Source organism: Ewingella sp. AOP8-B2-18, assembly GCF_052376015.1.
In the GTDB taxonomy this organism is placed as follows: Bacteria; Pseudomonadota; Gammaproteobacteria; order Enterobacterales; family Enterobacteriaceae; genus Ewingella; species Ewingella allii.
Map to the genome: position 1 here is coordinate 65,660 of NZ_JBQSVB010000004.1, position 25,288 is coordinate 90,947.

The following is a 25,288-nucleotide window of genomic DNA, read 5'->3' on the forward strand; positions in this document are numbered from 1 at the left end:
CATGAATCACTGGCAGCCGCTGTTTATCACCCCGGACGACGCCGAGCAGTTACGCGAAGAGCTAACGGCGGAGAGCTTGATGGGCCGCGTGCTGCGCAGGCAAATAGCCGAGTTGGATGAATTTATGGCGCAGCCCGTGGCGATCCCCGGCCAAGGTGAGGCGGGCGGCCCAGAACATGCGCAGCACAAACAGAATTACCGTTTCATCAATCTGGCGGGGCGGATGTCGCTGATTTTCCAGCGGCAGGATTATCGCGATTTCGCTCTGCAACTGCTCAACGGCTACGCCGAGATTTATCCCGGTTTGGGCAGTGCGGTAAGTAAAGACAGCAATGCGCCGGGGCGGCTGTTTCATCAAACCCTCAATGAGAATATGTGGCTGCTTTACGCCGTCGAGGGGTACCACTGTATTCAGCCCAGCCTGAGCGCCGCCGAGTGCCAGAAGATTGAAAGCCAGCTGTTTCGCGTGATGGTGGACGACGCGCTGACGCTGCACGCCAAGGATTTCGATATCGTGCATAACCACGGCATCTGGTCGGTGGCGGCGGCGGGGATTTGCGGCTACGTGCTGGGCGACCCGTCGCTGGTGGATAAAGCTCTGTACGGGCTAAAGGGGGATAGCGAGAGCGGCGGCTTCTTTGCCCAGTTGTCGCAGCTGTTCTCACCGGACGGCTACTACATTGAAGGGCCGTACTATCAGCGATTTGCGCTGCGCCCGCTGTTGCTGCTGGCCGAGGCGATTCACCATCGCCAGCCGGAATTAGCCATTTATCAATTTCGCAATCAGGTGGTGCGCAAAACCTGCGAAGCCCTGATGCAGGTGGCTTTCCCCGACGGCACTTTACCGGCGCTGAATGATTCCTCGAAAACCATCAGTCTGCGCGATGACGGCGCGGTGGTGGCGGCCAGCGTCTGTTTCTATCGCTACGACGGCAACCCGCAGTGGATCGCCGCCGCCCACTGGCAGGATTCCCTGTGGGTGAGCGCCGCTGGGTTAGCTCTCTCCAACGCGGCCCAGCAGACGCCCGCCCAGCCGATGAACTGGGGCAGTTTGACCCTTACCGACGGGCCGCAGGGCCAGCAAGGGGAAGTGGCTATCCTTCGCCAGCCGCGAAACGGCCAGCTGACCATGGCGCTGCTGTGGTACGGCCAGCACGGCAGCATTCCGCGCCTGCACTCGGCGCTGAACCACGGCCACTTTGACGGGCTGCACCTGAGCCTGTTTAGCCACGGCCGCGAGACTTTGCGGGATTACGGTTTTGGCCGCTGGGTGAATGTCGAACCCAAATTCGGCGGGCGCTACATCGCGGAAAATAACAGTTACTGCAAGCAGACCGTGGCGCACAACACGCTGGTGGTGGATCATCAGAGTCAGAACCTTGGCCAAAGCGCCGAGGCGGAAAAGCGTCACGGCGAGCGCCACTTCTTTGTCAGCGAGCATCCCGCCGGACAGGGAATGAGTGCGCGATTGCGCGACTACTACCCCGGCGTCACCCTCCAGCGCACGGTGCTGATGCTCAATTTGGCCGAATTCGAAAACCCGCTGCTGGTGGACGTGCTGCGCATCAGCAGCCAGCAGCTGCACCAGTATGACTACTGCCTGCATCATCTCGGGCAGTTTGTGCGCAGCGACAGCCCGCTGCGGGTGGCGGAGCAGCTCAGGCCGCTGGGTGCGGAACACGGCTATCAACACCTGTGGGACTGCGCGCGGGCGGAGGTCACTCCTCAGCACTCTATCCTTTATAGCTGGCTCGACGGCCACGGCTACACCTCGCTTATTAGCGCATTAGCCCTCGGCGGCGAGCTTATCGTGGCACGAACCGGCGCGGGCGATCCGCATTTCAACCTGCGCAATGAGCCCGCGCTGCTGCTGCGCCAGCAGGGGGACGACGCAATATTTGCCAGCGTGATTGAGAGCCACGGCTATTTTGACGAAGCCACTGAAACCTCGCGCGACGCGCGGGGCAAGGTGAGCCGGGTAGAAGTGCTCTCCCAAGACGCCACCGGCAGCGAGTTGCTGATCCACTGTGTGGATGGCCGCCGCCTGCGCGTTTCCATTAATAATCAGGATCGGCCTGCGCATGGCGCGGCGTTTAGCGCCACGTGGCAAGGCTGACCTATTTTCCGAGCCTGTACCCTAGCAACTTACCGAGGAGCTTTTATGTTCAATGACTTGAAAGACAAACGCGTGCTAATCACCGGTTCCACCAAAGGCATTGGTTTGGCGACGGCGCAGGCTTTTGCCCGCGCTGGCGCGAAAGTGGGGCTGAACGGGCATCGCGATGACCCGAGCCTGCAAAGCTTGGCCCAAGAGGTGGCGGCGCTGGGGGGCGAAGTGGCGTATTTCGCCGCCGACCTGACCGACACCGCCCAGTGCCAGCAGCTGGTGGCAGTCTTCGTGGAGCGCTTCGGCGGGCTGGACGTGCTCATCAATAACGCCGGCGGGCTGGTGGGGCGCAAACCTCTACAAGAGATTGACGATGAGTTCTACCAGCAGGTGATGGATCTCAATGCCCGCTCGGCGCTCATGGTTACCAAGTTCGCCGTTCCGCACTTGCGCAGCGCGGCCAAGCAGACCGGCGAAACCACCTCGGTTATCAGCACCGGTTCTATTGCCGGGCGCGAAGGCGGCGGGCCGGGAGCCTCGATTTACGCGGCGTCCAAGGCGTGGCTGCACAATATGAACCGCCACTGGGTGAAGGAGTTCACCAAGGACAATATTCGCTTCAACGTGGTGTCGCCGGGCACCATCGACACGGTTTTCCATGCGGATAAAACTCAGGAAGTGCGCGATAAGATTTCCAGCGGCATTGCCATGGGGCGTTTTGGCACCAGCGAGGAGCTGGCACCGAGCTATCTGTTCTTCGCCTCTCACGCCTGTAGCGGCTACATCACCGGGCAGATCCTTGATGTCAACGGCGGCCAAATGGCGCCGTAACCGGTGATTGAGCACATTCGGGGCGACGAGGACATGCGTCGCTCCGCTTCCTGAACTATCATGACGGCCATCTGCACCAATAAAAGGGAATAGCATGACGATGCAGTTTGAAACAGCCGCCGGGTTAACCCGTGGTTTGAACACCCACATCGCTCGCGACATCGCCCGAAAAATTCTCTCCGGCGAGCTGGCCTCTGGCGCCATTTTGCCGAGCGAAATCGAGTTGGGCGAGCAGTTTGGTGTCAGCCGCACCGCGCTGCGCGAAGCCTTGAAGCTGCTGACCTCAAAGGGACTGTTGGAATCACGGCCGAAAGTAGGTACCCGAGTGAAAGATCGCGCCCAGTGGAACATGCTAGACCCGCAGCTACTGGAGTGGATGCAGGGGATGGAAGCCACCGAAGAGATTTATCAGCAGTTTCTTGAGTTTCGCAAAGCTATTGAGCCGCACGCCACCGCGCTGGCGGCGGTCAACGCCAGCAAGGAGCAGCGCATCGAGCTGTCGCGCATTTACCGGCAGATGTGTCAGGTCGCCGAGCAGTTTGACCAGGCGCAGTGGGTGGAAATAGACACCCAGTTTCACCGCATGATTTTTATCTCCTCCGGCAACTGTTTTTACGTGCCTTTCGGCAACGTGCTGACCACCATTTTTAAATGGTTCTTTGAGTATTCCTCAAAGGAAGGCGGCATGTGTTTGCAAGAGCATAAACTGATTTATGAGGCCATTATGGCCGGGGATGAGGGCGCAGCTTATTCGGCATCGCTGAGTCTGATGAAAGGGCATAAACATCGACTTGGGGGGTGATTTTTGGGCTGGCAGCCCAAGCCCGCTTTTAAATTCAACGTCAAGGTCGGGGGCTCGCCGCCCACACGTAGGTCTTTAAATTCAAAACCGTGGGCTCGCCGCCCACACTGGCCCAAAGGGTTTTAAACGAAACCCTTTGGAATCCTGCGTTTTTTGTTGCTGGGAGATCGAGGCTTCGCAGGGTTGGAATGGACATGTTTCAGAGGCTGAGGTTATCGCCGCGAAAAGCCGCCGCTAAGGCGGTCCCCTCGCTGCGGGATTCCAACCCGCGTAAAGAGACACGCGGTTTTTCACCTCTTGCTCGGCGTCATTTCTGAACGCGGCCTACTGGCTTCTCAGCCGTGCCTTTTCAGTGGGTTTGGTTTTGCTCCTCCCCCTGGCAAGGGGGAGGAGCAAACAACGTCTTTAACTTTACTCCGACTCCCCATTCGTTCTCTTACCCGCCAGCAGCTCCAAGAACTCATATTTCTCCTGTAACTCCTTCTCTGCCGCCGCATACAGCTGAGTGGCGACTTCCGGCTGCTGGGCGTTGAGCCTTCTGAAGCGCTGTTCGTTGTTCAGCGTCTCCGTCAGGTTGCTGTTTGGCGGGCGGGAATCCAGCGCCAGCGCGGCTTTACCTTCCTCTACACGGCGCGGGTCGAAGCGATACAGCGGCCAGAAACCGGTGGCGGTGAGCTGCTTCATCTGGTCGTGACTCAGGGCCAGATCGTAGCCGTGCTCCTCGCATGGGCTGTAGGCGATGATCAGCGACGGGCCGGGATAGGCTTCGGCTTCCTGAATGGCTTTCACCGTCTGGTTCAGCTGCGCGCCAAGGGAAATCTGGGCCACGTAGACATGGCCATACATCATCATGCTGACACCCAAATCTTTGCGCGACTTGCGCTTGCCCTGTTCGGCAAATTTGGTGACGGCGCCCAGCGGGGTGGCTTTCGACTGCTGGCCGCCGGTGTTGGAATAACACTGGGTGTCGAGCACCAGCACATTGACGTTCTCCGTCAGGCTCAGCACGTGGTCCAAGCCGCCGAAACCAATATCATAGGCCCAGCCGTCGCCGCCAATCAGCCAGATGGATTTATCCACCAGATAATCGGCGTCGGTGGCTAACTGGCGGGCGTCTGGAGAATCAATCTCGGCCAAAATCTTACGCAGCTCGGTGACGTGCTGGCGCTTCACTTCTGGCGTTGAGGTTTCATCGCGCAGGCCGCCCAACAGCTCGGCGGGAATATGCTCGGAAAGCGAGTCAATCAGGCGCGTGACGCGGCGGCGGTGCTGGTCTACCGTCAGACGGAAGCCCAGACCGAACTCGGCGTTATCTTCAAACAGCGAGTTGGCCCACGCCGGCCCGCGCCCTTCGGCGTTAGTGGTGTAAGGCGTGGAAGGCAGGTTGCCGCCGTAAATAGATGAACAGCCGGTGGCGTTGGCAATCAGCAGGCGGTCGCCATACAGCTGGGTTAACAGCTTAATGTAAGGCGTTTCGCCACAGCCGGAGCAGGCACCGGAGTACTCAAACAGCGGGGTGATCAGCTGCGAAGTGCGAATGTCGATACGCTCAAGCTGGCTGGCCTCGATTTCCGGCAGTTTAAGGAAGAAGTCGTAATTGGCCTTCTCCTCTTCTAAATGCTCAATGCGATCCGCCATGTTGATGGCTTTGATTTCTGGATTCTGGCGATCTTTCGCCGGGCAGACTTCCACACACAAATTACAGCCGGTGCAGTCTTCCGGGGCCACTTGCAGCACGTATTTCTGGCCGCGCATATCGCGAGATTTCACATCCAGAGATTGCAGGGCGGACGGCGCGCCTTCCATGGCTTCGGGTTGCACCACTTTGGCCCGAATCGCCGAGTGCGGGCAGGCGGCGACGCAGTGGTTGCACTGGGTACACAAATCTGGCTGCCAGATGGGCACTTCTTCGGCAATATTGCGCTTTTCCCATTGTGTGGTGCCGGTCGGCCAAGTGCCGTCCGGCGGGAAGGCGGAAACTGGCAGGGCGTCCCCCAGACCGGCGAGCATCGCGGCGGTGACGGTTTTGACGAAATCAGGCGCGGCGTCAGACACAATCGGCGGACGCTTGCGCGGCTGCTGTGGAATGGCCTGCAACGGCACCTCAATGAGCTGTTCAAGAGTCGCGCCCAGCGCCTGCCAGTTGCGCATCACCAGCTCTTCGCCTTTGCTGCTGTAGCTGCGGGCAATCGCCCCCTGCAGCTCTTTCAGGGCCTGATCGCCCGGCAGAATTTGAGTCAGGTGGAAGAAGGCCATCTGCATCACGGTATTGATGCGCGCGCCTAGCTGGCATTCGCGGGCAATTTTTGCGGCGTTGATAATGTAGAAACGGGCATTGTTCTTATGCAGCGAAGACTGCACTTCCAGCGGCAGGCGTTCCCACACTTCTTGCGGCGAGAAAGGGGTGTTGAGCAGGAAAATGCCGCCGGGGCGCAGGCGCTCGGCCATCTGGTACAGGTCGATAAACTGCCACTGGTGGCAGGCAACGAAGTGCGCGTGGCTGACCAAGTAGGCCGATTTAATCGGCTGCGGGCTAACGCGCAGGTGAGACACCGTCAGGCCACCGGCCTTCTTGGAGTCATAGACAAAATAGCCCTGCGCAAACAGCGGCGTGCTATTGCCAATGATTTTGATGTTGTTCTTGGTGGCCGAAACCGAGCCGTCACTGCCCAGCCCGTAGAACAGGGCTTCCAGCGTGGCGTGCTGCGGCAGTTGCTCGTCATTCACCGGCAGCGACAGGCCGGTCACGTCGTCATAGATCCCCACGGTAAAGCGCGGGCGCGGCTGGCTGAGGGCCAGTTCGTCGAAAATCGACAGCACGCAGTCTGGGCCAAACTCTTTGGAAGAGAGGCCGTAGCGGCCGCCAATCACTTTCGGCAAGCTGTCGCGTTCCCCGCGGCTGTAGGCTTCGGCCAGCGCGGTCATGACGTCGAGGTACAGCGGCTCGGCAAGGGAACCCGGCTCTTTGGTGCGATCCATGACGGCAAGCGTTTTGACGCTCTGCGGCAGCACGTCCAACATATGCTTGGCGCTGAATGGGCGATAGAGGCGCACTTTCAGCACGCCGACCTTTTCGCCGCGCTCAATCAGCGTTTCGATCACCTCTTCGCACGTCCCGATCCCGGAACCCATCAGCACAATCACGCGCTCCGCCTCCGGGTGGCCGACATACTCGAAAGGCTTATAGGCGCGGCCGGTGAGGGCGGAGAAGGCCTCCATGGCGTCAATGACGTGCTGGCAGGTAGCGTCGTAATACGGGTTGGTGGCTTCGCGCGACTGGAAATAGGTGTCCGGGTTGGCCGAGGTGCCGCGGATAACCGGGCGGTCCGGCGTTAAGGCGCGAGCGCGGTGGGCGTCAATCTGGGCCTGCAGCAGCATCTGTTGCAGGGTGTCATCACTCAGCGGGGCGATTTTATTGATTTCATGGGAGGTGCGGAAGCCGTCGAAGAAATGAATAAAGGGCACGCGGCTGTTGAGGCTGGCAACTTGAGAAATCAGCGCGAAGTCCTGCGCTTCCTGCACGCTGGCGGCGCTAAGCAGCGCGCAGCCTGTCTGGCGAACGGCCATCACGTCGGAGTGATCGCCAAAAATAGACAGGGCGTGGGTCGCCACGGTGCGGGCGGCGACGTGCAGCACGAACGGCGTTAATTCACCGGCCAGCTTGTAGAGGGTGGGGATCATCAGCAGCAAACCCTGCGATGAGGTGAAAGAGGTGGAGAGTGCGCCGGTTTGCAGCGCACCGTGGACGGTAGAAATCGCCCCGGCCTCTGACTGCATTTCCATCACGGTTGGGACATCGCCCCAGAGATTTTTCTTACCTTCACCGGACCACGCGCCGGCGATTTCGGCCATGGTCGAACTTGGCGTAATAGGGTAGATAGCAATTACTTCATTGGTGCGATAGGCCACGGAAGCAACTGCGTTATTACCGTCAGTGGTGATCATGAAAACCCCTTTTTCATTTCCTAATGCTTGCCGGAAACAGCGATGCCGAACCGGTTCGAATATGAAAAAGTTTACACGCGGGGCATCGATCGATTTATCCTGATTGTGTGCAGGGTTAATAGTTGAGTGAAATGATAGGGTTACTGGAAGAGGGGAAGTCGTAGGAATTCTATTACTTCTGCGAGGGTCAATTCCCCTCGCAGCTTGAGAAAATACGCGTCAGCGCAGTAAGAGGTTAATTGATATCAATACGTTTAATACCCTGAACGGTCATGATGGCTTCATACAATTTATCAACGCTTTGTTTCGGTTTTAACACCACGTCCATCACTAATTCGCACTTACTTTCATCACCATCGTCGCGCTGATTGACTTTAATATGGCCCGGACGAATACGCATTTTCTGCAATGCTATTAATACCGAAGGCACGCTTTGCGGCGTGAGGCGTATTTCAATCAGATGGTGATGGCCGATCAGCCTATTACTAATTTGGCGGAACATTTCCAGTACAATTAAGGTCAGGAAGGCGCCGTAAATACCAATCTCATAAAGTCCGCTACCAATAACTAAACCAATCGCGGCAGTAACCCATAATCCGGCAGCGGTGGTTAAGCCTTTGACCACCTGTTTCTGGATGATGATGGTCCCGGCACCCAAGAACCCCATGCCGCTCACCACCTGCGCTGCAACGCGGCTAGGGTCAAAACTGACGTGGGTGAGGTTGAGTAAATCGGCGAAACCGTATTTCGACACAATCATAAACATCGCGCTGCCGATACCCACTAATACGTGCGTTCGCAGACCGGCTTCTTTCGCCCGCAGCTGGCGCTCAATACCAATTAGCCCGCCCAAAACGCCCGCCAGCGCAATACGAATTAAAAAATCTGTCACCATTATAAAATGCCTCCCTGTTGTGCTTATTTTAAGTAGTTGATACTTAAAAACGGTGAATGAGCCCTAAGTTTATGAGCCAAAGAAATAACGGAACGAAATAAAGTGTATCTAATCGTTTATTTTTAGGAAAAAGTTGATATTAATTCTTGCTAACACTCGACGCTGGCGGAATGGCTCGGCTATGATGATTTCCACTTAATTCCCCGACACCCCGTTATTCTTCAGGAGCAGGACTGATGATCACTGCCTTACGCGTATTATTGGCCGGAGCCGTTCTGGTGTTGGCCGCCTGTAGCAGCCACGATGATTCCAACGAGGTTCCCCAGAAGGGTAACAGCGTTAACCTTTCTAACCACAGCGTCAATATGGACAGCCCGGCCTTCGCCGCATGTTCCATGGCCGGTGGTCAGTTGCGAATGGCACCTCAGTTAGACGGCAGCCGCGTAGGCATGTGTTCAATGTCGAATGGCCGCCAGTGTTCGGAAAGCGCGTTAATGGCAGGGAGATGTACGGCGGGGTAAGGCGGGCTGCCTTTGAGCGCTTTTAAATTCAAATTCAAGACCGTGGGCTCGCCGCCCACACTGGCCCTTTAAGGTCAAAATCGTGCGCTGCCGCCCACACTGGCTAAGGTCAAAACCGTGCGCTGCCGCCACACCGGCCTCAAGGGGCGCCTATCGCCGCGCCCCTTGAGAATCCCCGGCTATTTACTCCGCGCTGTCGCTGGCTGAATGGCCGTGTTTCAGGTACTTCCGTTATCCACCGCAAAATGTCGCCGCTTAGGCGGTGCCTTCGCTTCAGGCTTCGAGCCTTGGGTCTCGAACCGTTCGCTCAGCGCCATTTTTGACTGCGGTTTTGAGGCATCTCAACCGTACCTTTTCAGTGATTTTCAGATTTTTTGTGAATGAAACGGCTCGAAGTAAATGCCAGTAAGTCGCGTTCAGAAGTGACGCCGAGGGAGTGGTTCGAGACCTATGGCTCGAAACCCGAACTGAGGGAACCGCCTAAGCGGCGGCACTTCGCGACGAACACAGTGGCCGCTGGAACACGTTCATTCCAACCCTGCGAAGCCTCGATCTACCAGCAGCAAAAAACGCAGGATTCCAAAGGGTTTCGTTTAAAACCCTTTGGGCCAGTGTGGGCGGCGAGCCCACGGTTTTGACCTTAGGCCGACGCCCACAGTCTGACCTAAAAGTTTCCTCTAGTTTCCAAAACTACAACAAATTCGGACATGGCTGCCCTTTCGCCAGCTGATCCACATTCAACAATGTTGTCTCTGAAATACTGGTCAGCGCGTCGCTGGTCAGGAAGGCTTGGTGCCCGGTGAACAACACATTGTGACAGGATGAGAGGCGGCGGAACACGTCGTCCAGCACCACTTCGTTGGAGTTGTCTTCGAAGAACAGATCCCGCTCGTTCTCATACACGTCCATCCCCAGCGCGCCGATTTTCTGCTTCTTCAATGCGTCAATGGCGGCAGTGGCGTCCAGCAGCGCGCCTCGGCTGGTGTTCACAATCATCACGCCGTCTTTCATCTTGGCGAATGACGTGGCGTTCAGCATGTGGTGGTTTTCCGGCGTTAACGGGCAGTGCAGGGAGATAACGTCCGACTGAGCGTACAGCGTATCGAGATCCACATACTCGGCACCCAGTTCAAGGGCCAATGGGCTTGGATAGGGGTCATAAGCCAGAATATGCATGCCGAAACCTTTCAGAATCCGCATCGCGGCGACGCCGATTTTACCCGTGCCGATGATCCCCGCCGTGCGCTGATGCATATTAAAACCAATCAACCCTTCCAGAGAGAAGTTCGCCTCGCGGGTGCGCTGATAGGCACGGTGAATGTGGCGGTTAAGACACATCATCATGCCCACGGCGTGCTCGGCCACAGCTTCCGGTGAATAAGCCGGAACGCGCACCACCGAAATACCCAGCTCTTTGGCGGCGTCTAAATCCACGTTATTGAAACCGGCACAGCGCAGGGCCAGCGTCTTAATGCCCAGCGATTTCAGCTCTTGCAACACTTCGCGGCTGCCATCGTCATTGACGAAGATACAGACGGCATCGGCGCCGATGGCGGTTTTCGCCGTCTGCGGGGTCAGCAGGAAGTCGAAAAACTCCAGCTCATATCCATAATGCTGATTCACCAACTCGAGGTATTTACGATCGTAATTCTTCGTGCTGTAAACGGCGAGTTTCATCCTATTTCTCCACGATAAGTTGTTATGCTAATTATGGTATCTTATAGCGGTTTCGTGAAAAACAAGGCATATCATGAGGAAAGGACTGAGATATTTTGCACTGGTGTGTCTGGGAACCGTGCTTACCTTGCTGTTTTTGGCCGGGGTGTTATGGAAAACCGTGCCTCGCTGGTTGCCTCAGGTTGCCCAACATTGGCTACCGGCAGGGACCAGTCTACGCCTTTCCGCGTCACCTAGCTGGTCTAATGGTACTCTCGAGCTGCCGGGAATGCGCTATATGGCGGGAGAATGCGAACTGGCGCAGGCCACCAATGCGCGTCTGAGCCATGCCAGTGGCCGCTGGGCGCTGGAGGCCGATAGCCTGAATGTCGATACCCTGTGTCTGAGCAACCTGCCGAAAAGCGCCGATAGCTCACCTCTTTCATTAGCTGATATCCAACAGAGCCTGCCTGCGGGCAATGTGATCATTCACCGTCTGGTGGTGACGCCGTGGCAGCGTTACGCCGGTGAACTGCGTATCGACAATCAGGGCGCGACCCAGCACCTGACGCTACAGGGCGAAGATCTCAATCTGGACGCCACGCTCGACAATCAACAACTCGCCATTAACTCCCTGCGCCTGACCCCGCCGGGCAGCCAACAGCCCATTGCGCTGAGCGGCAAATTGACGCTGCCCGCTACGCTGGACCAGTTGCCGCAAACCGGCGAACTGCGCGCCGAAATGCAAACCGCGCAGGTGCCGAATCCGCTAGATATTTTACTGCAATGGCAGCAAACCTCAGGCGTGCTGACGATTGCCGAAAAGGGCAGCCAGCAGCCTCTGGCGACCCTGCCGTGGACTCTGCACGGTAAGAATTTACAGATAACCCAGGGGCAGTGGCACTGGCCCTATGCCGCGCAGCCGCTCGCCGGTGGCATCAACCTGACGCTGAGCGATTGGGCGGATACCTTCGACCAGACCCAGCTCGCGGCGCGGCTCAACGTGCTGACTCAGGGGCATAATGGTAAAGCCAACGTGGTGCTGACCATGGGGCCGGGCAAGGTTGGGCTGCTGGACAGCGATTTGGCTTTCCAGCTCACTGGCCAAGCTAACCTGGTGGCTACCTCACTGAGTGCCTCGCTGCCGGGTACGCTGAGCGGCTCGGTGCTTAATCCGACGCTGGCGCTGCGCAGCGGCGCTCTGCTGCGCGCGTGGGGCAAACCTACTCCTGAGCTACTGTTACAGGACGCCCGCTGGCCGCTGGCGGGGGTGAAGGTTTCTGCCGAAGGGGTGAGCGGACCGCTACAGGCGATTGTTAAAGCTCGGGATACCTACTGGGGGAGCTTCGACCTGCACCTTGACGGTAAGGCCGAGAAGTTTTGGCCGGATCAGGGACTGTGGAATTTCAAATACTGGGGCAATGGCAAATTGCCGCCGCTGGCCGGACGTTGGGATATGGCTGGTAAAGGTAATTGGGATAACAATTTAATCACCCTGACGTCGCTCTCGACCGGCTTTAACAAGCTGCATTACGGCTTGATTAATGTGGACGCGCCGCGCCTGACGCTGGATAAACCGCTGACTTGGCGTCGCCCGGTACCAGAACGCTTCAAAAAACAATTCCCGGATTTGCCGCCACAGTTTATGGGCGACATCAAGCTGGTGGCGAAGAAGATTGCGCTGGATAACGGCGGCTACCTGCCACCCAGCGAGCTAATGCTGCACCTCAGTGGTAGCGACCCGCAGAGCTTCATCATGAAAGGCACGCTGGACGCCGACCCGATAGGGCCGATCAAGCTCAACGGTCGTTGGGATGGCGAACGTCTGCGCGGTGAAGCCTGGTGGCCGAAACAGCAGCTGGCGGTATTCCAGTCGCTGCTGACTCCGGAGTTGAATATTCGTCTGCGCGAGGGCACTTTCTATGCGCAGGCGGCTTTCTCCATGGCGCGCGGGCAGGGATTTATCGGCGGCGGTCACTGGGTGGTGAAGGACGGCGGCATGTGGTTGCCGGACGGCGACGTCAGTGGGATGGACTTCAGCCTCTCTTATCGGCTGCAAAATCAGATTTGGACGCTGGGTGTGAAACAGCCGGTAATGCTGCGGATCCGCGAAGTGAATAACCTCGTTAAGCTGGAGAACATTACTGCCGACCTGCAAGGGACGTATCCCTGGTCGGAGAGCACGCCGCTGACCCTGAGTAATCTCGGCGTGGATACCCTGCGCGGCCACATCAGCATGTCGGCGCTGCGCATGCCGCAACACGACGCGGCGGTGCTTAAACTGCAAAAAATCAGTCTCAGCGAACTGTTCACCGCGCTGAAACCCAAACAGTTGGCGATGTCCGGTAATATCAACGGCGAGCTGCCACTTTATGTTAATGACCCGCACTGGATTGTGCGCGACGGCTGGATACAAAATGATGGCTGGCTGACGCTGCGCCTCGACCCACAGTTTGCCGATGCCATGGCGGCTGGCAATCTGGCTAACCGGCTGGTGATTGAGTGGATCCGTTATATGGAGATCCGCGAAATGATTGCCAAGGTCAATCTGGATAACCTCGGCGAGCTGACCATGAAATCTCACGTTACCGGAGCCAATACCTCGGGTAAGCAGGACAGAGAAGTGAACCTTAATTACACCCATCAGGAAAACATTTATCAGCTGTGGCGCAGTTTGCGCTTTGGCGACAACTTGCAAGAATGGTTGCAACAGGAGATCTCGCTGCCGGCGAACTCCCTGTCTCAGCAACCGGATGCACCCTCTAAGGATAAGAATTTGAGGACTTTACCATGAAGCTGGCTATCGCTTACCGAACCACGCTCTGCACGGCGACCGCTCTGGCCGTCGTGATGCTTAACGGCTGCGTGCCGCGCATTGAACTCTCTGCACCGAAAGAGCCGATCACCATCAATATGAACGTCAAGATTGAGCATGAGATCCACATCAAGGTCGATAAAGATGTCGAAAATCTGCTGAAAAACCAGAGTGACCTGTTCTAAATTGGCGCGGCTGGCAAGCCGGTGTGGAGAGTGGATATGCGTGCGTTAACCTTCAAAATGTTTAAAACCGCCACGGTGAAGAAATCTGCGCTGCTGGTGCTGGTTTCAACCCTACTGTTTAGCAGCACGGCCTTTGCCCTGACGCTGGAAGAGGCCAAGCAGCAAGGTCGGGTGGGCGAAACCCTGTCGGGCTATCTGGCGCCGGTCAAGCAAGATGCGGAAACCCTGTCACTGGTGAAACGCATTAATCAGGGCCGCGAAGAGCAATATAAGCAAGTGGCGCAAAACAATCAGGTGACCACCGGCGACGTGGCGAAACTTGCGGGGCAGAAGCTGGTGGCTCGCGCCGGAGCCGGGGAGTATGTGCGCGGGATTAATGGTCAGTGGCTGCAAAAATAGGCAAAAAAAAGCGCGCTTTTCAGCGCGCAATGGTGTTATCACAACATCATCAGGAGAGGGGTTTAACAACCGATTCTGAGGGGAATTGACCCTTCCAGATTGTGATAATACTTGGCAATCTTAAGTCTTAAGCTGCGGCGACTTGCTTGATAGCAGCATCGATAGCTTCTTTCGCAGCGGCCTGTGCCTTGGTCGCCACTTCTGGACCGTAAGCAATACCTTCAGCGAAGATGAATTCTACGTCGCTCATTCCCAGGAAACCGAGGAACAGTGACAGGTAAGGCGCAACCAGATCGCTGCCAGTGTCTTTATGGATGCCACCACGGCTGGTCAGAACGATAACTTTCTTACCTTTAATCAGACCTTCTGGGCCTTTCTCAGTGTATTTGAACGTCACGCCAGCACGGGCTACCAGGTCAAAGTAGTTTTTCAACTGAGTCGGAATGTTGAAGTTATACATAGGTGCCGCGATAACAATCACGTCATTGGCCTGCAGCTCTTCAATCAGCGTATTTGACAGCGCCAGCGCTTCTTCCTGACGTGGAGTCAATGGTGCGTCGGAAGGGCGCAGAGCACCTACCAATTCACCATCCAGAACCGGGATTGGGTCAGCAGCCAGGTCACGAACGGTAACGTGTGAACCGCTGTGAGCAGCCTGATATTGCGCTACGAAGTAGTCTGACAGTTGGTTTGACTGAGAGAAGTTCGCCAGAATGCTTGATTTCAGAACCAGTACTTTGCTCATGAGTAAATCCTTAACTGAGTGCGTTGCAAGGGCGGGCGCCCTGGAATGAAAGTTACTTTATTCACAAAAGTTATTCAGTGATAGCGTAATATTTCGAGTGCTATGTTCAATATTACTGAACGACTTCTGTTTGGCGCTAAATTCAGCCCGCTTTCAGCATCTTCAATAGCTTGTGGTAACATATTGCTAACCAGGCATAGGTTCATCCGCTGCTACTTCAACACTAAACCTTTCAAATTCAGCCGATATCGCGGTTTATCCTCGAGTCGCCTGACGAGCAACAAGGAATGCCGAACGTGAAATCTCCGCTCGCGGCACTGTCAGCGCAGTTAGACGGGCTGATGCTTCGTGACCGCCAACGCCTGCAACGACGTTTGCACGGCGCTAAGGCGCTATTGAATAAAGCGCAGGACGACCCGAAAGCGGTCGAAGGTATTACCCAAGAGATTGAAAACGCTATCGCCCAGAGCCTGCAAAAAGTCAGCGCCCGCGAAGCCTCAAGACCTAAAATCAGCTATCCGGACAATCTGCCGGTTAGCCAAAAGAAAGACGACATCTTCAAAGCCATTCGCGACCATCAGGTGGTGATTGTGGCGGGGGAAACAGGTTCCGGTAAAACCACGCAGATCCCGAAAATCTGTATGGAGCTGGGGCGCGGCATTAAAGGCGTGATTGGGCATACTCAGCCAAGGCGTCTGGCCGCCAGAACCGTGGCGAACCGTATTGCCGACGAGCTGGAAACCTCGCTGGGCGGCACCGTCGGCTATAAAGTGCGTTTCAACGACCAGGTGGGGGATAACACGCTGGTTAAGCTGATGACGGACGGTATCTTGCTGGCGGAGATCCAACAGGATCGCAAGCTGATGCAGTACGACACGCTGATCATCGATGAAGCCCATGAACGCAGCCTGAATATCGACTTTATTCTTGGCTATCTGCGCCAGTTGCTGCCGAAGCGCCCGGACTTAAAAGTCATTATTACCTCGGCGACCATCGACCCTCAGCGCTTCTCGAAGCATTTTAATCATGCGCCGATTATCGAAGTGTCGGGCCGCACTTATCCGGTGGACGTGCGCTATCGGCCGGTGGTGGATGACGCGGAAGACACCGACCGCGACCAGCTTCAGGCGATTTTTGATGCCGTAGACGAGCTGGGCCGCGAAAGTGCCGGTGATATTCTGATCTTTATGAGCGGCGAGCGGGAGATCCGCGATACCGCCGACGCGCTGAATAAGCTGGATCTGCCGCATACCGAAATCTTGCCTTTATATGCCCGCCTTTCCAATAGCGAGCAGAACCGCGTGTTCCAGTCTCATGCCGGTCGCCGCATCGTGCTGGCCACCAACGTGGCGGAAACCTCGCTGACCGTGCCGGGGATTAAATACGTTATCGACCCGGGTACGGCGCGCATTAGTCGCTACAGCTTCCGAACTAAGGTGCAGCGCTTGCCGATTGAGCCGATTTCACAGGCTTCGGCGAATCAGCGTAAAGGCCGCTGCGGACGCGTCTCCGAAGGTATCTGTATTCGTCTCTATTCCGAGCAAGACTTCCTGTCGCGCCCGGAGTTTACCGATCCGGAGATTCTGCGTACTAACCTTGCCTCGGTCATTCTGCAAATGACCTCTCTGGGGCTGGGCGACATTGCCGCGTTTCCTTTTGTAGAAGCGCCGGATAAACGCAACATTCAGGACGGCGTGCGCCTGCTGGAAGAGCTGGGGGCTATCAATAACGCGCAAGACGGGCGTTATACCCTGACGCAGTCCGGTCGCCAGCTCGCCCAACTGCCGGTGGATCCGCGTCTGGCCCGCATGGTGCTTGAAGCGCGCAAAGACAGCTGTATGCGCGAAGTGATGATCATAACCGCCGCGCTGTCGATTCAGGACCCGCGCGAACGGCCGATGGACAAAAAACAGGCGTCGGATGAGAAACACCGCCGCTTTGCCGACAAAGACTCCGACTTCCTGGCCTTTGTGAATCTGTGGGACTACCTGAAAGAGCAGCAAAAAGAGCTGTCTTCGGCCCAGTTCCGCAAAATGTGCCGCAGCGACTACCTCAACTACCTGCGAGTGCGCGAATGGCAGGATATCTATACCCAGCTGCGCCAAGTGGTGAAAGAGCTGGGCCTGCCGGTGAACAGCGAACCTGCCGATTATCGCAGCGTTCACTGCGCCTTGCTGACCGGGCTGCTGTCGCATATCGGCATGAAAGACGCGGATAAACAAGAATATACCGGCGCGCGCAATGCCCGGTTTGCCGTCTTCCCCGGTTCCGGTCTATTCAAAAAGCCGCCGAAATGGGTGATGGTCGCCGAGCTGGTGGAAACCAGCCGCCTGTGGGGCCGTATCGCCGCGCGCATCGAGCCAGAATGGATTGAGCCGCTGGCCAAGCATCTGGTGAAGAGCAGCTTCAGCGAGCCGCACTGGGAGAAAGCGCAGGGCGCGGTGATCGCGTCTGAGAAAGTCACCCTGTTCGGCCTGCCTATCGTCGCAGCCCGCAAAGTGAACTACGGCAGCATTGACCCAGTACTATCCCGCGAGCTGTTTATTCGCCATGCGCTGGTGGAAGGTGACTGGCAGACGCGGCACGCGTTCTTCCGCGCCAACCTCAAACTGCGTGGCGAAGTGGAAGAGCTGGAGCACAAGTCCCGCCGCCGCGATATTTTGGTCGACGACGAGACGCTGTTTCTGTTCTACGAGCAGCGCATTGGTCAGGAGGTGGTGTCGTCTCGCCACTTTGATAGCTGGTGGAAGACCCAGCCCGCCGATAGCCTAAACTTCGAAAAGAGCATGTTGATCAAAGAGGGCGCGGGCAACATCAGCGCCCACGACTACCCGAACTTCTGGCATCAGGGCAATATCAAGCTGCGCGTGACCTATCAGTTTGAGCCGGGGACCGACGCCGACGGCGTGACGGTGCACATTCCGCTGCCGCTGCTCAATCAGATTGACGAGCAGGGCTTCGACTGGCAGATCCCCGGCATTCGCCGCGAGCTAATTATGGCGCTGATTAAATCACTGCCGAAGCCGATTCGCCGCAACTTCGTGCCCGCGCCGAACTACGCCGACGCGCTGCTAGGCCGCCTCAAGCCTTTCGAACAGCCTTTGCTGGATGCCATGGAGCGCGAACTGCGCAAAATGAGTGGCGTGACGGTGTCACGCGACGACTGGCAGTTGGAGCAGGTTCCAGACCATCTCAAAATGACTTTCCGTATTTTGGATGACAAAAACAAAACCCTGCGCGAAGGCAAAGACCTGACGGCGCTGAAAGCAGGTTTGAAAGAGCAGGTGCAGCAGACGCTGTCTGCCGTGGCCGATGACGGCATCGAACAGAGCGATTTGCACGTCTGGAGCTTTGGCACGCTGCCCGAGCGCTATGAACAAAAGCGCGGTGGTTACGAAGTTAAGGCTTATCCGGCGCTGGTCGATACCAAAGACAGCATCGCGATCCGCCTGTTTGACAGCGAGCTGGAGCAACAGCAGGCGATGTGGGCGGGTGTGCGCCGTTTGCTGCTGCTTAATATTCCATCGCCAATCAAATACTTGCACGAAAAGTTGCCGAACAAAGCCAAGCTGGGTCTGTACTTCAACCCTTATGGCAAAGTGCTGGACCTGATCGACGACTGTATCTCCTGCGGCATTGATAAATTGATCGCCGAAAGTGGCGGTCTGGTGTGGAAAGAGGAGGAGTTTGCCCGACTTCACGAGCATGTTCGCGCTCATCTCAATGACGCCGTGGTGCAGATTGCCGTGCAGGTGGAGCAGATCCTGACGGCGGTATTCAATATCAACAAACGCCTTAAAGGCCGTATTGATATGACCATGGCGCTGGCGCTCTCTGATATTAAGAGCCAAATGTCAGGGTTGATCTACCGTGGATTTGTTACGCAGAACGGCTGGAAACGCCTGCCAGATACGCTACGCTATCTCAACGCGATTGAAAAACGTATGGACAAGCTGGCGATGGATCCTCATCGCGATCGCGCTCAGATGTTGAAGGTCGAGCACGTCGAGAGGCTGTGGCAGCAGTGGCTAAACAAATTGCCACCGGCTCGCCAGCAGAGCGAGGAAGTCAAAGAGGTGCGCTGGATGATTGAGGAGCTGCGCGTGAGCTATTTCGCCCAGCAGCTGGGCACGCCGTACCCGATTTCCGACAAGCGTATTTTGCAAACCATGGAACAGTTAGTCACCGGTTGAGTAAGGAGTGAAGATGGCCACGTTATTCGTTTATGGCACTTTAGGCCCAGGTCGCCCAAACGCCCACGTACTCGAGGGGATTGGCGGCAGTTGGCAAGAAGGGCACGTAGGGGGAACCCTGCTGCACAAAGGCTGGGGGGCTGAAATGGGCTTTCCGGGGATTGTGCTTGATGACAGCGGCAACCGGGTCAATGGCTTTGTCTTCAGCTCTGAAAAGCTCGCTGAAAACTGGCAGATTCTGGATGATTTCGAAGGCGAGGGCTACGAGCGCGTGCCGGTCGAAGTGACCACCACCGACGGCAGTACGGTAACTTCCTGCATTTATATGTTGAAAGCTGACGCCTAACTCGCCGCAGCGTCAATAAAAAAACCTAAGCCACTTGTGTGACTTAGGTTTTTTTTTGCACCTTTTCCGGCAATTATTGCGCAGCTGGCATGGCGCTCACGGCACCTGATGAGAGCTTGTTCAGTGCGTCGCGAATTGCCGGAACGGCCAGTGCGCGGTTGTCCGCTAAATAGCGGTCTTGCGCCGCCGGGGCCGAGCTTTGAATACCAATCAGCGCCCATTTATCGCCGGTTTTTAATAACAACGGCGAGCCACTGTCGCCAGGCAGGGTGTCACATCGGTGCGACAGCACGCCAGGCTGCGCCCAGCCGGTGATCAGGCAGTTTTGATGGCTGTACAAATCATCCAGATGATCTTCCGGATAACCCGCCTGCGTTATTTTACGACCATTCTGTTTCAGCGCGGCGGTAAGCTGGTCACGGGTGCCTTCCCACAGCGGCAGCGGGGTGATCGGCAGGGCGATATTCTCATCCGTCAGGCGAACCAGCGCAAAGTCAAACGCGGCGGCTTTAGAGGGCACAATCCAACCTTCGCCATCGGCTTTCAGCTTTTTGCCTAACTTTGGGTCAACCAGCGTTTCTAACGCCGTGACCTGATAACGCCATTTTTGCTTGTGAGAAATAAAACGCAGTGCCACGACTTTATCAATCTTGCCCGGAGGAGCCAGCACGCAGTGCCCGGCGGTTAACACCAGATGCTTGGATATCAGCGTTGCCGTACACAGATTGCCACTTTCGGTTTCAATCTGTCCGATGGCTTGCCACGGCCAGTCGCTGGTATTGGCGACGGCGGTGCGATGATCGTGACCAAAGAACAGGGCAGTCTTTTCTTTCAAACTTATGGTTGGCGCATCGGAATCTGAATCGGGTTCAGGAACGTCCGCATGAACAGAGGAAATGGTGCAACAAAAAAGGCTCAAAACTAAAGGTAACGCGATGCGCATAACATTCTGACCTTGAAAGCAGGGAAATCCCTTGAATCGTATATTATGGAGTGATTATAGACGCTTGCAACTGGCGGTGTGATCACCGGAGGGATTTTGTTCAGGTGATATCACAAGTAGAAGAACAGGGTAATTAAACCGCACAGTATCAGTGCGCTAAGGGTGATTTCGAACAGGTATCGGCGCAGCATCTTCCATCAATACCTCAATCTGAAAACTGGAGAAAAAAACACCCGGCGAACCGGGTGTTAATATTCAGTCTTACTCTAAGGGAGTGGAATCACTCACCAAAAGTCTTACTTATTTAGCAGCTGGAGCAGCTTTCTTAGCGTGTTTCACGTGTTTTTTAGCAGCCTGAGCTTTCTGCGCTGGAGCAGCTTTCTTAGCGTGTTTTACGTGCTTTTTAGCAGCCTGAGCTTTCTGTGCTGGAGCGGCTTTCTTAGCATGTTTCACGTGTTTTTTAGCAGCCTGGGCTTTCTGTGCTGGGGCAGCTTTCTTAGCTTTTTTGTGTTTCTTAGCAGCTTGCGCTTTCTGAGCAGCTTTCTTGTGTGCTTTCTTATGCTTTACAGCATGCTTAGTTGGTGCTTTTGCAGCTGGAGCAGCAGCCGCTGGAGCAGCGGTAGTTGCAGCTGGAGCAGCAGCAGGAGCTGGTGCAGCAGTAGTGTCAGCAGCGAAAGCTACAGAAGACAGACCCATTGCAGCGGCAACAACCAGAGCTAATACTTTTTTCATCTTAAATTCCTCAGAATGTTCGTTTATATGTCCACCCCACTGCGGGGCCGGTAGGAGAATAGTAGGCGCGGCAGTCTGCTTTGTAAGTGAGTGATTGGTGTCGGCGTGTAACGCTTTGTACAAGCTCCATACGGCAATAAAATCAATGGGTTACTTCGGTTTTGTCAACTTCTGTACGTAGAGAAACCTGTATTTAGTTACAACATACAATGTTATTTATGTACTTGAACACTCTGTGGCACCGCAAATCCTTGAGAAATCATGGGATCTGGAAGATTTGTTGAGAGGATTCTTAGCAGGGAGGGTGGTTTTTGAATGGGGATAGCGAGAGTTATCGGAATCCGAACTGCTCCCTCCCCTAATTAGGGGAGGGTTGGGGTGGGGTATTTCTCACATAAGCCACTGAGTTTGCTGCAATACCCCCTCCCAGCCTCCCCCTTGTCAGGGGGAGGAGCAAAAGGCAACTCCAAACTGCTCTTTGAGGCAAAACTTACAAGTAACGGCTTTCCAAATGTTTGCGGAAATACGCCGGATTCAACGTCTCGCCGGTGGCATTCTGAATCAGCTGGTCGGTAGTGAAACGACTGCCGTGCTGCCAGATGTTCTGCTGCAACCACTGGAACAGGGCGGTCAGGTCGCCACGGGCGATATCATCTTGCAGAGTTGGGATCGCGTGGTTGGCGCACTGGAACAGCTGTGCTGCGTACATGGCGCCCAAAGTATAGGTTGGGAAGTAGCCGAAGCCGCCGTCGGTCCAGTGAATATCCTGCATACAGCCGTCGCGGTAGTTGCCCACGGTGTCGATGCCCAGATATTCCTTCATCTTGCTGTTCCAAAGAGCAGGGATGTCTTCGACTTCGATCTCACCTTCAATCAGCGCTTTTTCGATTTCATAACGCAGGATCACGTGCGCCGGATAGCTCACTTCGTCGGCATCAACGCGGATAAGGCCTGCCTCAACGCGCTGGTTAAGCTTGATGAAGTTGCTCTCGTCTAAGCCTTCGCGCTGACCGAACTGCTCGATAACCAGCGGATAGATAGATTTCAGGAACGGCTCGCTACAACCCAATTGCATTTCAAACAGCAGGCTTTGCGACTCGTGCACGCCCATTGAGCGCGCGTTGGATACCGGCTGGCCTAGCCACTCTTTCGGCAGGTTCTGCTCGTAGCGCGCGTGACCAGTCTCATGGATGACGCCCATCATGGCGCTGAGGAATTCGTGTTCGTTGTAGCGCGTGGTGATGCGTACGTCCTCTGGCACACCGCCGCAGAACGGGTGAGCGCTGACGTCCAGACGACCGGCGTCAAAGTTGAAGCCCAGGCGTGCCATCACTTGCAGGCCCAGCTGACGCTGTTTCTCAATATCAAACGGACCAACTGGCGTGATACGCGTTTCTGATTTCTGCTTCTCAACCACGGTTTTCAGCAGATTTGGCAGCCAGGTTTTCAGGTCGCCGAACAGCACGTCCAGTTTGGCGGAAGTCATTCCCGGCTCGTACATGTCGAGCAGGGAGTCATACAGGCCGACGCCCGTCGCTTCTGAGCGCAACTTCGCTTCCTGACGGCTCAGGCGAACGACTTCACGAAGGTTCTCTGCAAAACCTTCCCAGTCATTGCCTTTGCGCTGCACGCGCCAAGCGTGTTCGCAGCGTGCGCCCGCCAAGGATTTCTCTTCAACCAGGCTTTCAGGCAGCACGGCGGATTGCTGATATTTACGACGCATCTCGCGCAGGTCGGCACGCTCGAGATCGTTCAGGTCTTCGCTTTCGGCCTGTTCCAGCCAGTCGCCAACCTGTTTTGCGGTCAAAATCTGGTGAGACAAAACGCTCAGCTCAGCCAATGCTTCAGAGCGCGCTTTGCTACCGGCGGGCGGCATCATTGCGGCCATATCCCAGCCAGCGATGGCGGAAAGATGGTTAAAGCGGGACAGGCGGGCGAAGGTACTGCGCAGTTGTGAATAAGCTGTTGTCATTATTTACTTCCTTCGAAATTATTTTTAGCGTGGTTCTGTATTGAGATTAAAAACGGTTTTGGCAGGCCAGCTGAAACGTATGCAAGCCCCGCCGAATGATGGGCTGGACTCCACGCTGACGCGGCCTTGGTACGCCACGGCAATCGAGTGAACAATGGCCAGCCCTAAGCCACAGCCGCCGGTAGCGCGGTCGCGACTTGGGTCCAGGCGCACAAACGGCTCGAAAACGCGAATGCGCTCTTCCTCCGGGATGCCCGGTCCGTCATCTTCCACCTGCAAACTGGCGTTCTCGCCGTCCAGCCACAGGCTGATGTGGATTTTGTCGTTAGCATAGCGCAGGGCGTTGTTCACCAGGTTATCCAGCACGCGCTCCATTAAACGTAAATCAACCCCGCCGAAATCTACGCCTTCTGGCACCGACAGGGTGATGCCGCGCTCGGCGTTGATCAGGCGGAAGTCATCAACCTTATCCGCCAGCCAGTCTGCCAGATTTACTTTCTCAAGATTAAGCGCAACCTGCGGTCGGTCCAGACGCGCGTAGGTCAGCAGTTCGTCGATGAGAGATTCGAGCTGGCCGATATCGCGGTTAATGGCCTGCTGCTCGGCTTCTGGCAGGTTTTCACTGATCGCCAGACGGTAGCGCAGACGCACCAGTGGGGTACGCAATTCGTGGGCGATGCCGTCAATCAGCTGCTTCTTACTGGCGATCAGCGTGTTGATGTTGTCCGCCATCTGGTTAAAGGCAATGCCTAAACGATTCAAACTGGAGGTGGAATCAAAATTGGTTCGCTCGTCCAGATAGCCATTGCCCAGCCTTTGGGCCGACTTCTCAAGCTTAAGCAAATCCTTCCAGTGTGGGCTCATCCACAAGAAGACCGGCAGGGCGAGCGACAGGCCAATCAGCATCATGACCACCAGATCCAGAATACGCATCTCGTGCATGTAGAACAGATAGGGAATAGGGCCGACTACCAAGACGTAGTGACTGCGCGGCACGCGTTGAATAAAGGTATATTCGTCATCGAGCGCGATAATTTCACCATCTTTCAGGCGCTTATCCAGTTCAGGGCTAAGAACCCGTTTGCCCAAAGGCTCAATGTGCAGCTTAAAAGAGAGGTTAAGATCCAGCGTGTTGATGGTCTTATTCCAATCCTTAATGGGGATTTCGCGCAGTTCGCTGCGCATTAAGTACAGCGAGCTTTTCATCAAGTCGTTGAGAGACTGGCGCCCGGTTCGCTCGGCGGTGACTTTATAAACCAGACCGACCAGCATGGTCATCACCAGGAAACAGACCAGCAACAGCAGGAAAAACTGGATGAAAAGCTTTCTCATTCCTGTCCTGTCTCCCAGGCATTAGGGGCGAAAAGGTAACCTTTATTACGAATGGTTTTGATGCGGAACGGCTCGAGGGCGTTGTCGTAGAGCTTGCGGCGTAACCGAGAAATCGCCACGTCGATGCTGCGATCTAAGCCATCATAGCTGACGCCGCGCAGGTTTAGCAGCAGGGCCTCGCGGTCCATAATGCGACCGGCGTGAGTTGCCAATTCCCATAACAAGTCAAAGTCAGACGTGGAGAGAACAATCACTTCATCGACCAGCGTCACTTCGCGGTTCACAGGATCAATACAGAGTTGGCCGAAGTGCAGCGCATTGCCACCCTGCAAGGGTTTGCTGGCCGGTTTTTCTTCACCCGCCGATTGCGGCGCATGCTGGCGCAAGTGCAGGCGCAGGCGAGCCAGTAATACGGCAGGCGGCGTGGTTTTGAGGATGTAATCGTTAGCGCCCATTTCCAGCGACAGAATGTGGTTCATGTCGCTGTCAAGGGAGGTCAGCAGCACGATGGGGCCGCTGTAAGTAGGGCGCAGGTCGCGGCAGAGGGTCATGCCATCTTTGCCGGGCAGCATGATATCTAGCAAGACTAAATCGGGCTTTTCACGCGCGATGCGATCCTGCGCGGTGTCACCACGGGGTTCGACTAACACTTCAATGTCGTGTTTGCCTAAATAGGCCGCAATCAGGTTACCGACTTCTGGATCATCTTCTACAAAAACGATTTTATTCATTGGATTGCTGTTTATTATTATCCGATGGTCAGCATAGCCGCAGACACAGGCTATGGCTACAAGACATGCGTAATAGGAAGTGACAGTTTTTCAGAGTTTGCGACCCTTTTGTAGAGACAAACGTAGAAAAACTGACAA

Annotated in this window: 18 protein-coding genes; 9 read left to right on the forward strand and 9 right to left on the reverse strand. The window is 55.8% G+C overall.

The features are described 5' to 3' along the window. The first annotated feature begins 1 nt into the window (after window position 1). The 3 genes from ACT3RR_RS10105 (at window position 2) to ACT3RR_RS10115 (ending at window position 3,740) form a co-directional block, all read left to right on the forward strand. Window positions 2-2,116, forward strand: coding sequence for a heparinase II/III domain-containing protein (locus tag ACT3RR_RS10105; protein WP_496200229.1), 2,115 nt, complete (start codon window positions 2-4; stop codon window positions 2,114-2,116). A gap of 45 nt (window positions 2,117-2,161) precedes the next feature. Beyond that, window positions 2,162-2,938: an SDR family NAD(P)-dependent oxidoreductase gene (locus ACT3RR_RS10110; RefSeq protein WP_485900567.1), complete on the forward strand. Its 777-nt coding sequence runs from the start codon at window positions 2,162-2,164 to the stop codon at window positions 2,936-2,938. Window positions 2,939-3,038: 100 nt separating this feature from the next. Further along, entirely contained in the window at window positions 3,039-3,740 is a 702-nt protein-coding gene (locus ACT3RR_RS10115; protein WP_496200230.1) for a FadR/GntR family transcriptional regulator, read from the forward strand. A gap of 411 nt (window positions 3,741-4,151) precedes the next feature. On the opposite strand, the gene nifJ is transcribed toward ACT3RR_RS10115, so the two are convergent. Next, window positions 4,152-7,685, reverse strand: a complete 3,534-nt coding sequence (gene nifJ, locus ACT3RR_RS10120) for a pyruvate:ferredoxin (flavodoxin) oxidoreductase (RefSeq protein WP_496200231.1) — start codon at window positions 7,683-7,685, stop codon at window positions 4,152-4,154. A 235-nt stretch (window positions 7,686-7,920) separates the two neighbouring features. Next, the gene (locus tag ACT3RR_RS10125; RefSeq protein WP_496200232.1) at window positions 7,921-8,580 is read right to left on the reverse strand and encodes an MgtC/SapB family protein; all 660 of its coding nucleotides are present in this window, start codon (window positions 8,578-8,580) and stop codon (window positions 7,921-7,923) included. A 236-nt stretch (window positions 8,581-8,816) separates the two neighbouring features. Between ACT3RR_RS10125 and ACT3RR_RS10130 the strand changes: the two genes are divergently transcribed. Then, the gene (locus ACT3RR_RS10130; protein WP_185690033.1) at window positions 8,817-9,101 is read left to right on the forward strand and encodes a putative hemolysin; all 285 of its coding nucleotides are present in this window, start codon (window positions 8,817-8,819) and stop codon (window positions 9,099-9,101) included. A 690-nt stretch (window positions 9,102-9,791) separates the two neighbouring features. Here the strand turns inward: ACT3RR_RS10130 and ACT3RR_RS10135 are convergent. Continuing rightward, window positions 9,792-10,778, reverse strand: a complete 987-nt coding sequence (locus ACT3RR_RS10135; RefSeq protein WP_396130665.1) for a 2-hydroxyacid dehydrogenase — start codon at window positions 10,776-10,778, stop codon at window positions 9,792-9,794. Window positions 10,779-10,851: 73 nt separating this feature from the next. Here ACT3RR_RS10135 and ACT3RR_RS10140 point away from each other — a divergent pair, with 73 nt between their 5' ends. From ACT3RR_RS10140 to ACT3RR_RS10150, 3 genes are read left to right on the forward strand one after another with little or no spacing between them, the layout of a single operon-like run. Continuing rightward, entirely contained in the window at window positions 10,852-13,551 is a 2,700-nt protein-coding gene (locus tag ACT3RR_RS10140; RefSeq protein WP_496200233.1) for a YdbH family protein, read from the forward strand. Continuing rightward, on the forward strand, window positions 13,548-13,757 hold the full coding sequence (locus tag ACT3RR_RS10145; protein WP_396130667.1) for a YnbE family lipoprotein: 210 nt from the start codon (window positions 13,548-13,550) through the stop codon (window positions 13,755-13,757). The genes ACT3RR_RS10140 and ACT3RR_RS10145 overlap by 4 nt, the downstream gene beginning before the upstream one ends. Window positions 13,758-13,814: 57 nt before the next feature. Next, window positions 13,815-14,156, forward strand: coding sequence for a YdbL family protein (locus tag ACT3RR_RS10150; protein WP_496200362.1), 342 nt, complete (start codon window positions 13,815-13,817; stop codon window positions 14,154-14,156). A gap of 127 nt (window positions 14,157-14,283) precedes the next feature. Here the strand turns inward: ACT3RR_RS10150 and ACT3RR_RS10155 are convergent, their stop codons facing one another. Then, window positions 14,284-14,901 carry an FMN-dependent NADH-azoreductase gene (locus ACT3RR_RS10155; RefSeq protein ID WP_485900554.1) on the reverse strand — a complete coding sequence of 206 codons (618 nt, stop codon included), beginning with the start codon at window positions 14,899-14,901 and terminating at the stop codon, window positions 14,284-14,286. Window positions 14,902-15,197: 296 nt separating this feature from the next. On the opposite strand from ACT3RR_RS10155, the gene hrpA reads away from it, so the two are divergent. Further along, on the forward strand, window positions 15,198-19,094 hold the full coding sequence (gene hrpA, locus ACT3RR_RS10160; protein ID WP_496200234.1) for an ATP-dependent RNA helicase HrpA: 3,897 nt from the start codon (window positions 15,198-15,200) through the stop codon (window positions 19,092-19,094). 13 nt (window positions 19,095-19,107) lie between these two features. Further along, window positions 19,108-19,440: a gamma-glutamylcyclotransferase family protein gene (locus ACT3RR_RS10165; RefSeq protein WP_034790563.1), complete on the forward strand. Its 333-nt coding sequence runs from the start codon at window positions 19,108-19,110 to the stop codon at window positions 19,438-19,440. 73 nt (window positions 19,441-19,513) lie between these two features. On the opposite strand, the gene ACT3RR_RS10170 is transcribed toward ACT3RR_RS10165, so the two are convergent. The 5 genes from ACT3RR_RS10170 to rstA all read right to left on the reverse strand — a co-directional run bounded on the left by ACT3RR_RS10170 (window position 19,514) and on the right by rstA (window position 25,150). Beyond that, complete coding sequence (locus ACT3RR_RS10170) at window positions 19,514-20,383, reverse strand: trypsin-like serine peptidase (RefSeq protein WP_486030872.1); 870 nt, start codon at window positions 20,381-20,383, stop codon at window positions 19,514-19,516. Between the two features lie 300 nt (window positions 20,384-20,683). Next, window positions 20,684-21,115, reverse strand: coding sequence for an acid resistance repetitive basic protein Asr (gene asr, locus ACT3RR_RS10175; RefSeq protein ID WP_034790559.1), 432 nt, complete (start codon window positions 21,113-21,115; stop codon window positions 20,684-20,686). A 490-nt stretch (window positions 21,116-21,605) separates the two neighbouring features. Beyond that, a complete protein-coding gene (locus ACT3RR_RS10180; RefSeq protein WP_496200235.1) occupies window positions 21,606-23,087 on the reverse strand; it encodes a carboxypeptidase M32 in 1,482 nt (493 codons plus the stop codon). A 24-nt stretch (window positions 23,088-23,111) separates the two neighbouring features. Continuing rightward, window positions 23,112-24,419, reverse strand: coding sequence for a two-component system sensor histidine kinase RstB (gene rstB / locus ACT3RR_RS10185; protein WP_396130670.1), 1,308 nt, complete (start codon window positions 24,417-24,419; stop codon window positions 23,112-23,114). Then, window positions 24,416-25,150, reverse strand: coding sequence for a two-component system response regulator RstA (rstA, locus tag ACT3RR_RS10190; RefSeq protein WP_486030876.1), 735 nt, complete (start codon window positions 25,148-25,150; stop codon window positions 24,416-24,418). The genes rstB and rstA overlap by 4 nt, the downstream gene beginning before the upstream one ends. Between the last annotated feature and the right edge of the window lie 138 nt (window positions 25,151-25,288).

Bases quoted from the DNA above. Each gene is read 5' to 3' on its own strand.
- rstB (WP_396130670.1), bottom strand. From the start codon at position 24,419: ATGAGAAAGCTTTTCATCCAGTTTTTCCTGCTGTTGCTGGTCTGTTTC.
- asr (WP_034790559.1), bottom strand. From the start codon at position 21,115: ATGAAAAAAGTATTAGCTCTGGTTGTTGCCGCTGCAATGGGTCTGTCT.
- ACT3RR_RS10155 (WP_485900554.1), bottom strand. From the start codon at position 14,901: ATGAGCAAAGTACTGGTTCTGAAATCAAGCATTCTGGCGAACTTCTCT.
- ACT3RR_RS10105 (WP_496200229.1), top strand. From the start codon at position 2: ATGAATCACTGGCAGCCGCTGTTTATCACCCCGGACGACGCCGAGCAG.
- ACT3RR_RS10125 (WP_496200232.1), bottom strand. From the start codon at position 8,580: ATGGTGACAGATTTTTTAATTCGTATTGCGCTGGCGGGCGTTTTGGGC.
- ACT3RR_RS10150 (WP_496200362.1), top strand. From the start codon at position 13,815: ATGTTTAAAACCGCCACGGTGAAGAAATCTGCGCTGCTGGTGCTGGTT.
- ACT3RR_RS10165 (WP_034790563.1), top strand. From the start codon at position 19,108: ATGGCCACGTTATTCGTTTATGGCACTTTAGGCCCAGGTCGCCCAAAC.
- rstA (WP_486030876.1), bottom strand. From the start codon at position 25,150: ATGAATAAAATCGTTTTTGTAGAAGATGATCCAGAAGTCGGTAACCTG.
- ACT3RR_RS10170 (WP_486030872.1), bottom strand. From the start codon at position 20,383: ATGCGCATCGCGTTACCTTTAGTTTTGAGCCTTTTTTGTTGCACCATT.
- ACT3RR_RS10180 (WP_496200235.1), bottom strand. From the start codon at position 23,087: ATGACAACAGCTTATTCACAACTGCGCAGTACCTTCGCCCGCCTGTCC.
- ACT3RR_RS10140 (WP_496200233.1), top strand. From the start codon at position 10,852: ATGAGGAAAGGACTGAGATATTTTGCACTGGTGTGTCTGGGAACCGTG.
- ACT3RR_RS10130 (WP_185690033.1), top strand. From the start codon at position 8,817: ATGATCACTGCCTTACGCGTATTATTGGCCGGAGCCGTTCTGGTGTTG.
- nifJ (WP_496200231.1), bottom strand. From the start codon at position 7,685: ATGATCACCACTGACGGTAATAACGCAGTTGCTTCCGTGGCCTATCGC.
- ACT3RR_RS10110 (WP_485900567.1), top strand. From the start codon at position 2,162: ATGTTCAATGACTTGAAAGACAAACGCGTGCTAATCACCGGTTCCACC.
- ACT3RR_RS10135 (WP_396130665.1), bottom strand. From the start codon at position 10,778: ATGAAACTCGCCGTTTACAGCACGAAGAATTACGATCGTAAATACCTC.
- ACT3RR_RS10145 (WP_396130667.1), top strand. From the start codon at position 13,548: ATGAAGCTGGCTATCGCTTACCGAACCACGCTCTGCACGGCGACCGCT.
- ACT3RR_RS10115 (WP_496200230.1), top strand. From the start codon at position 3,039: ATGCAGTTTGAAACAGCCGCCGGGTTAACCCGTGGTTTGAACACCCAC.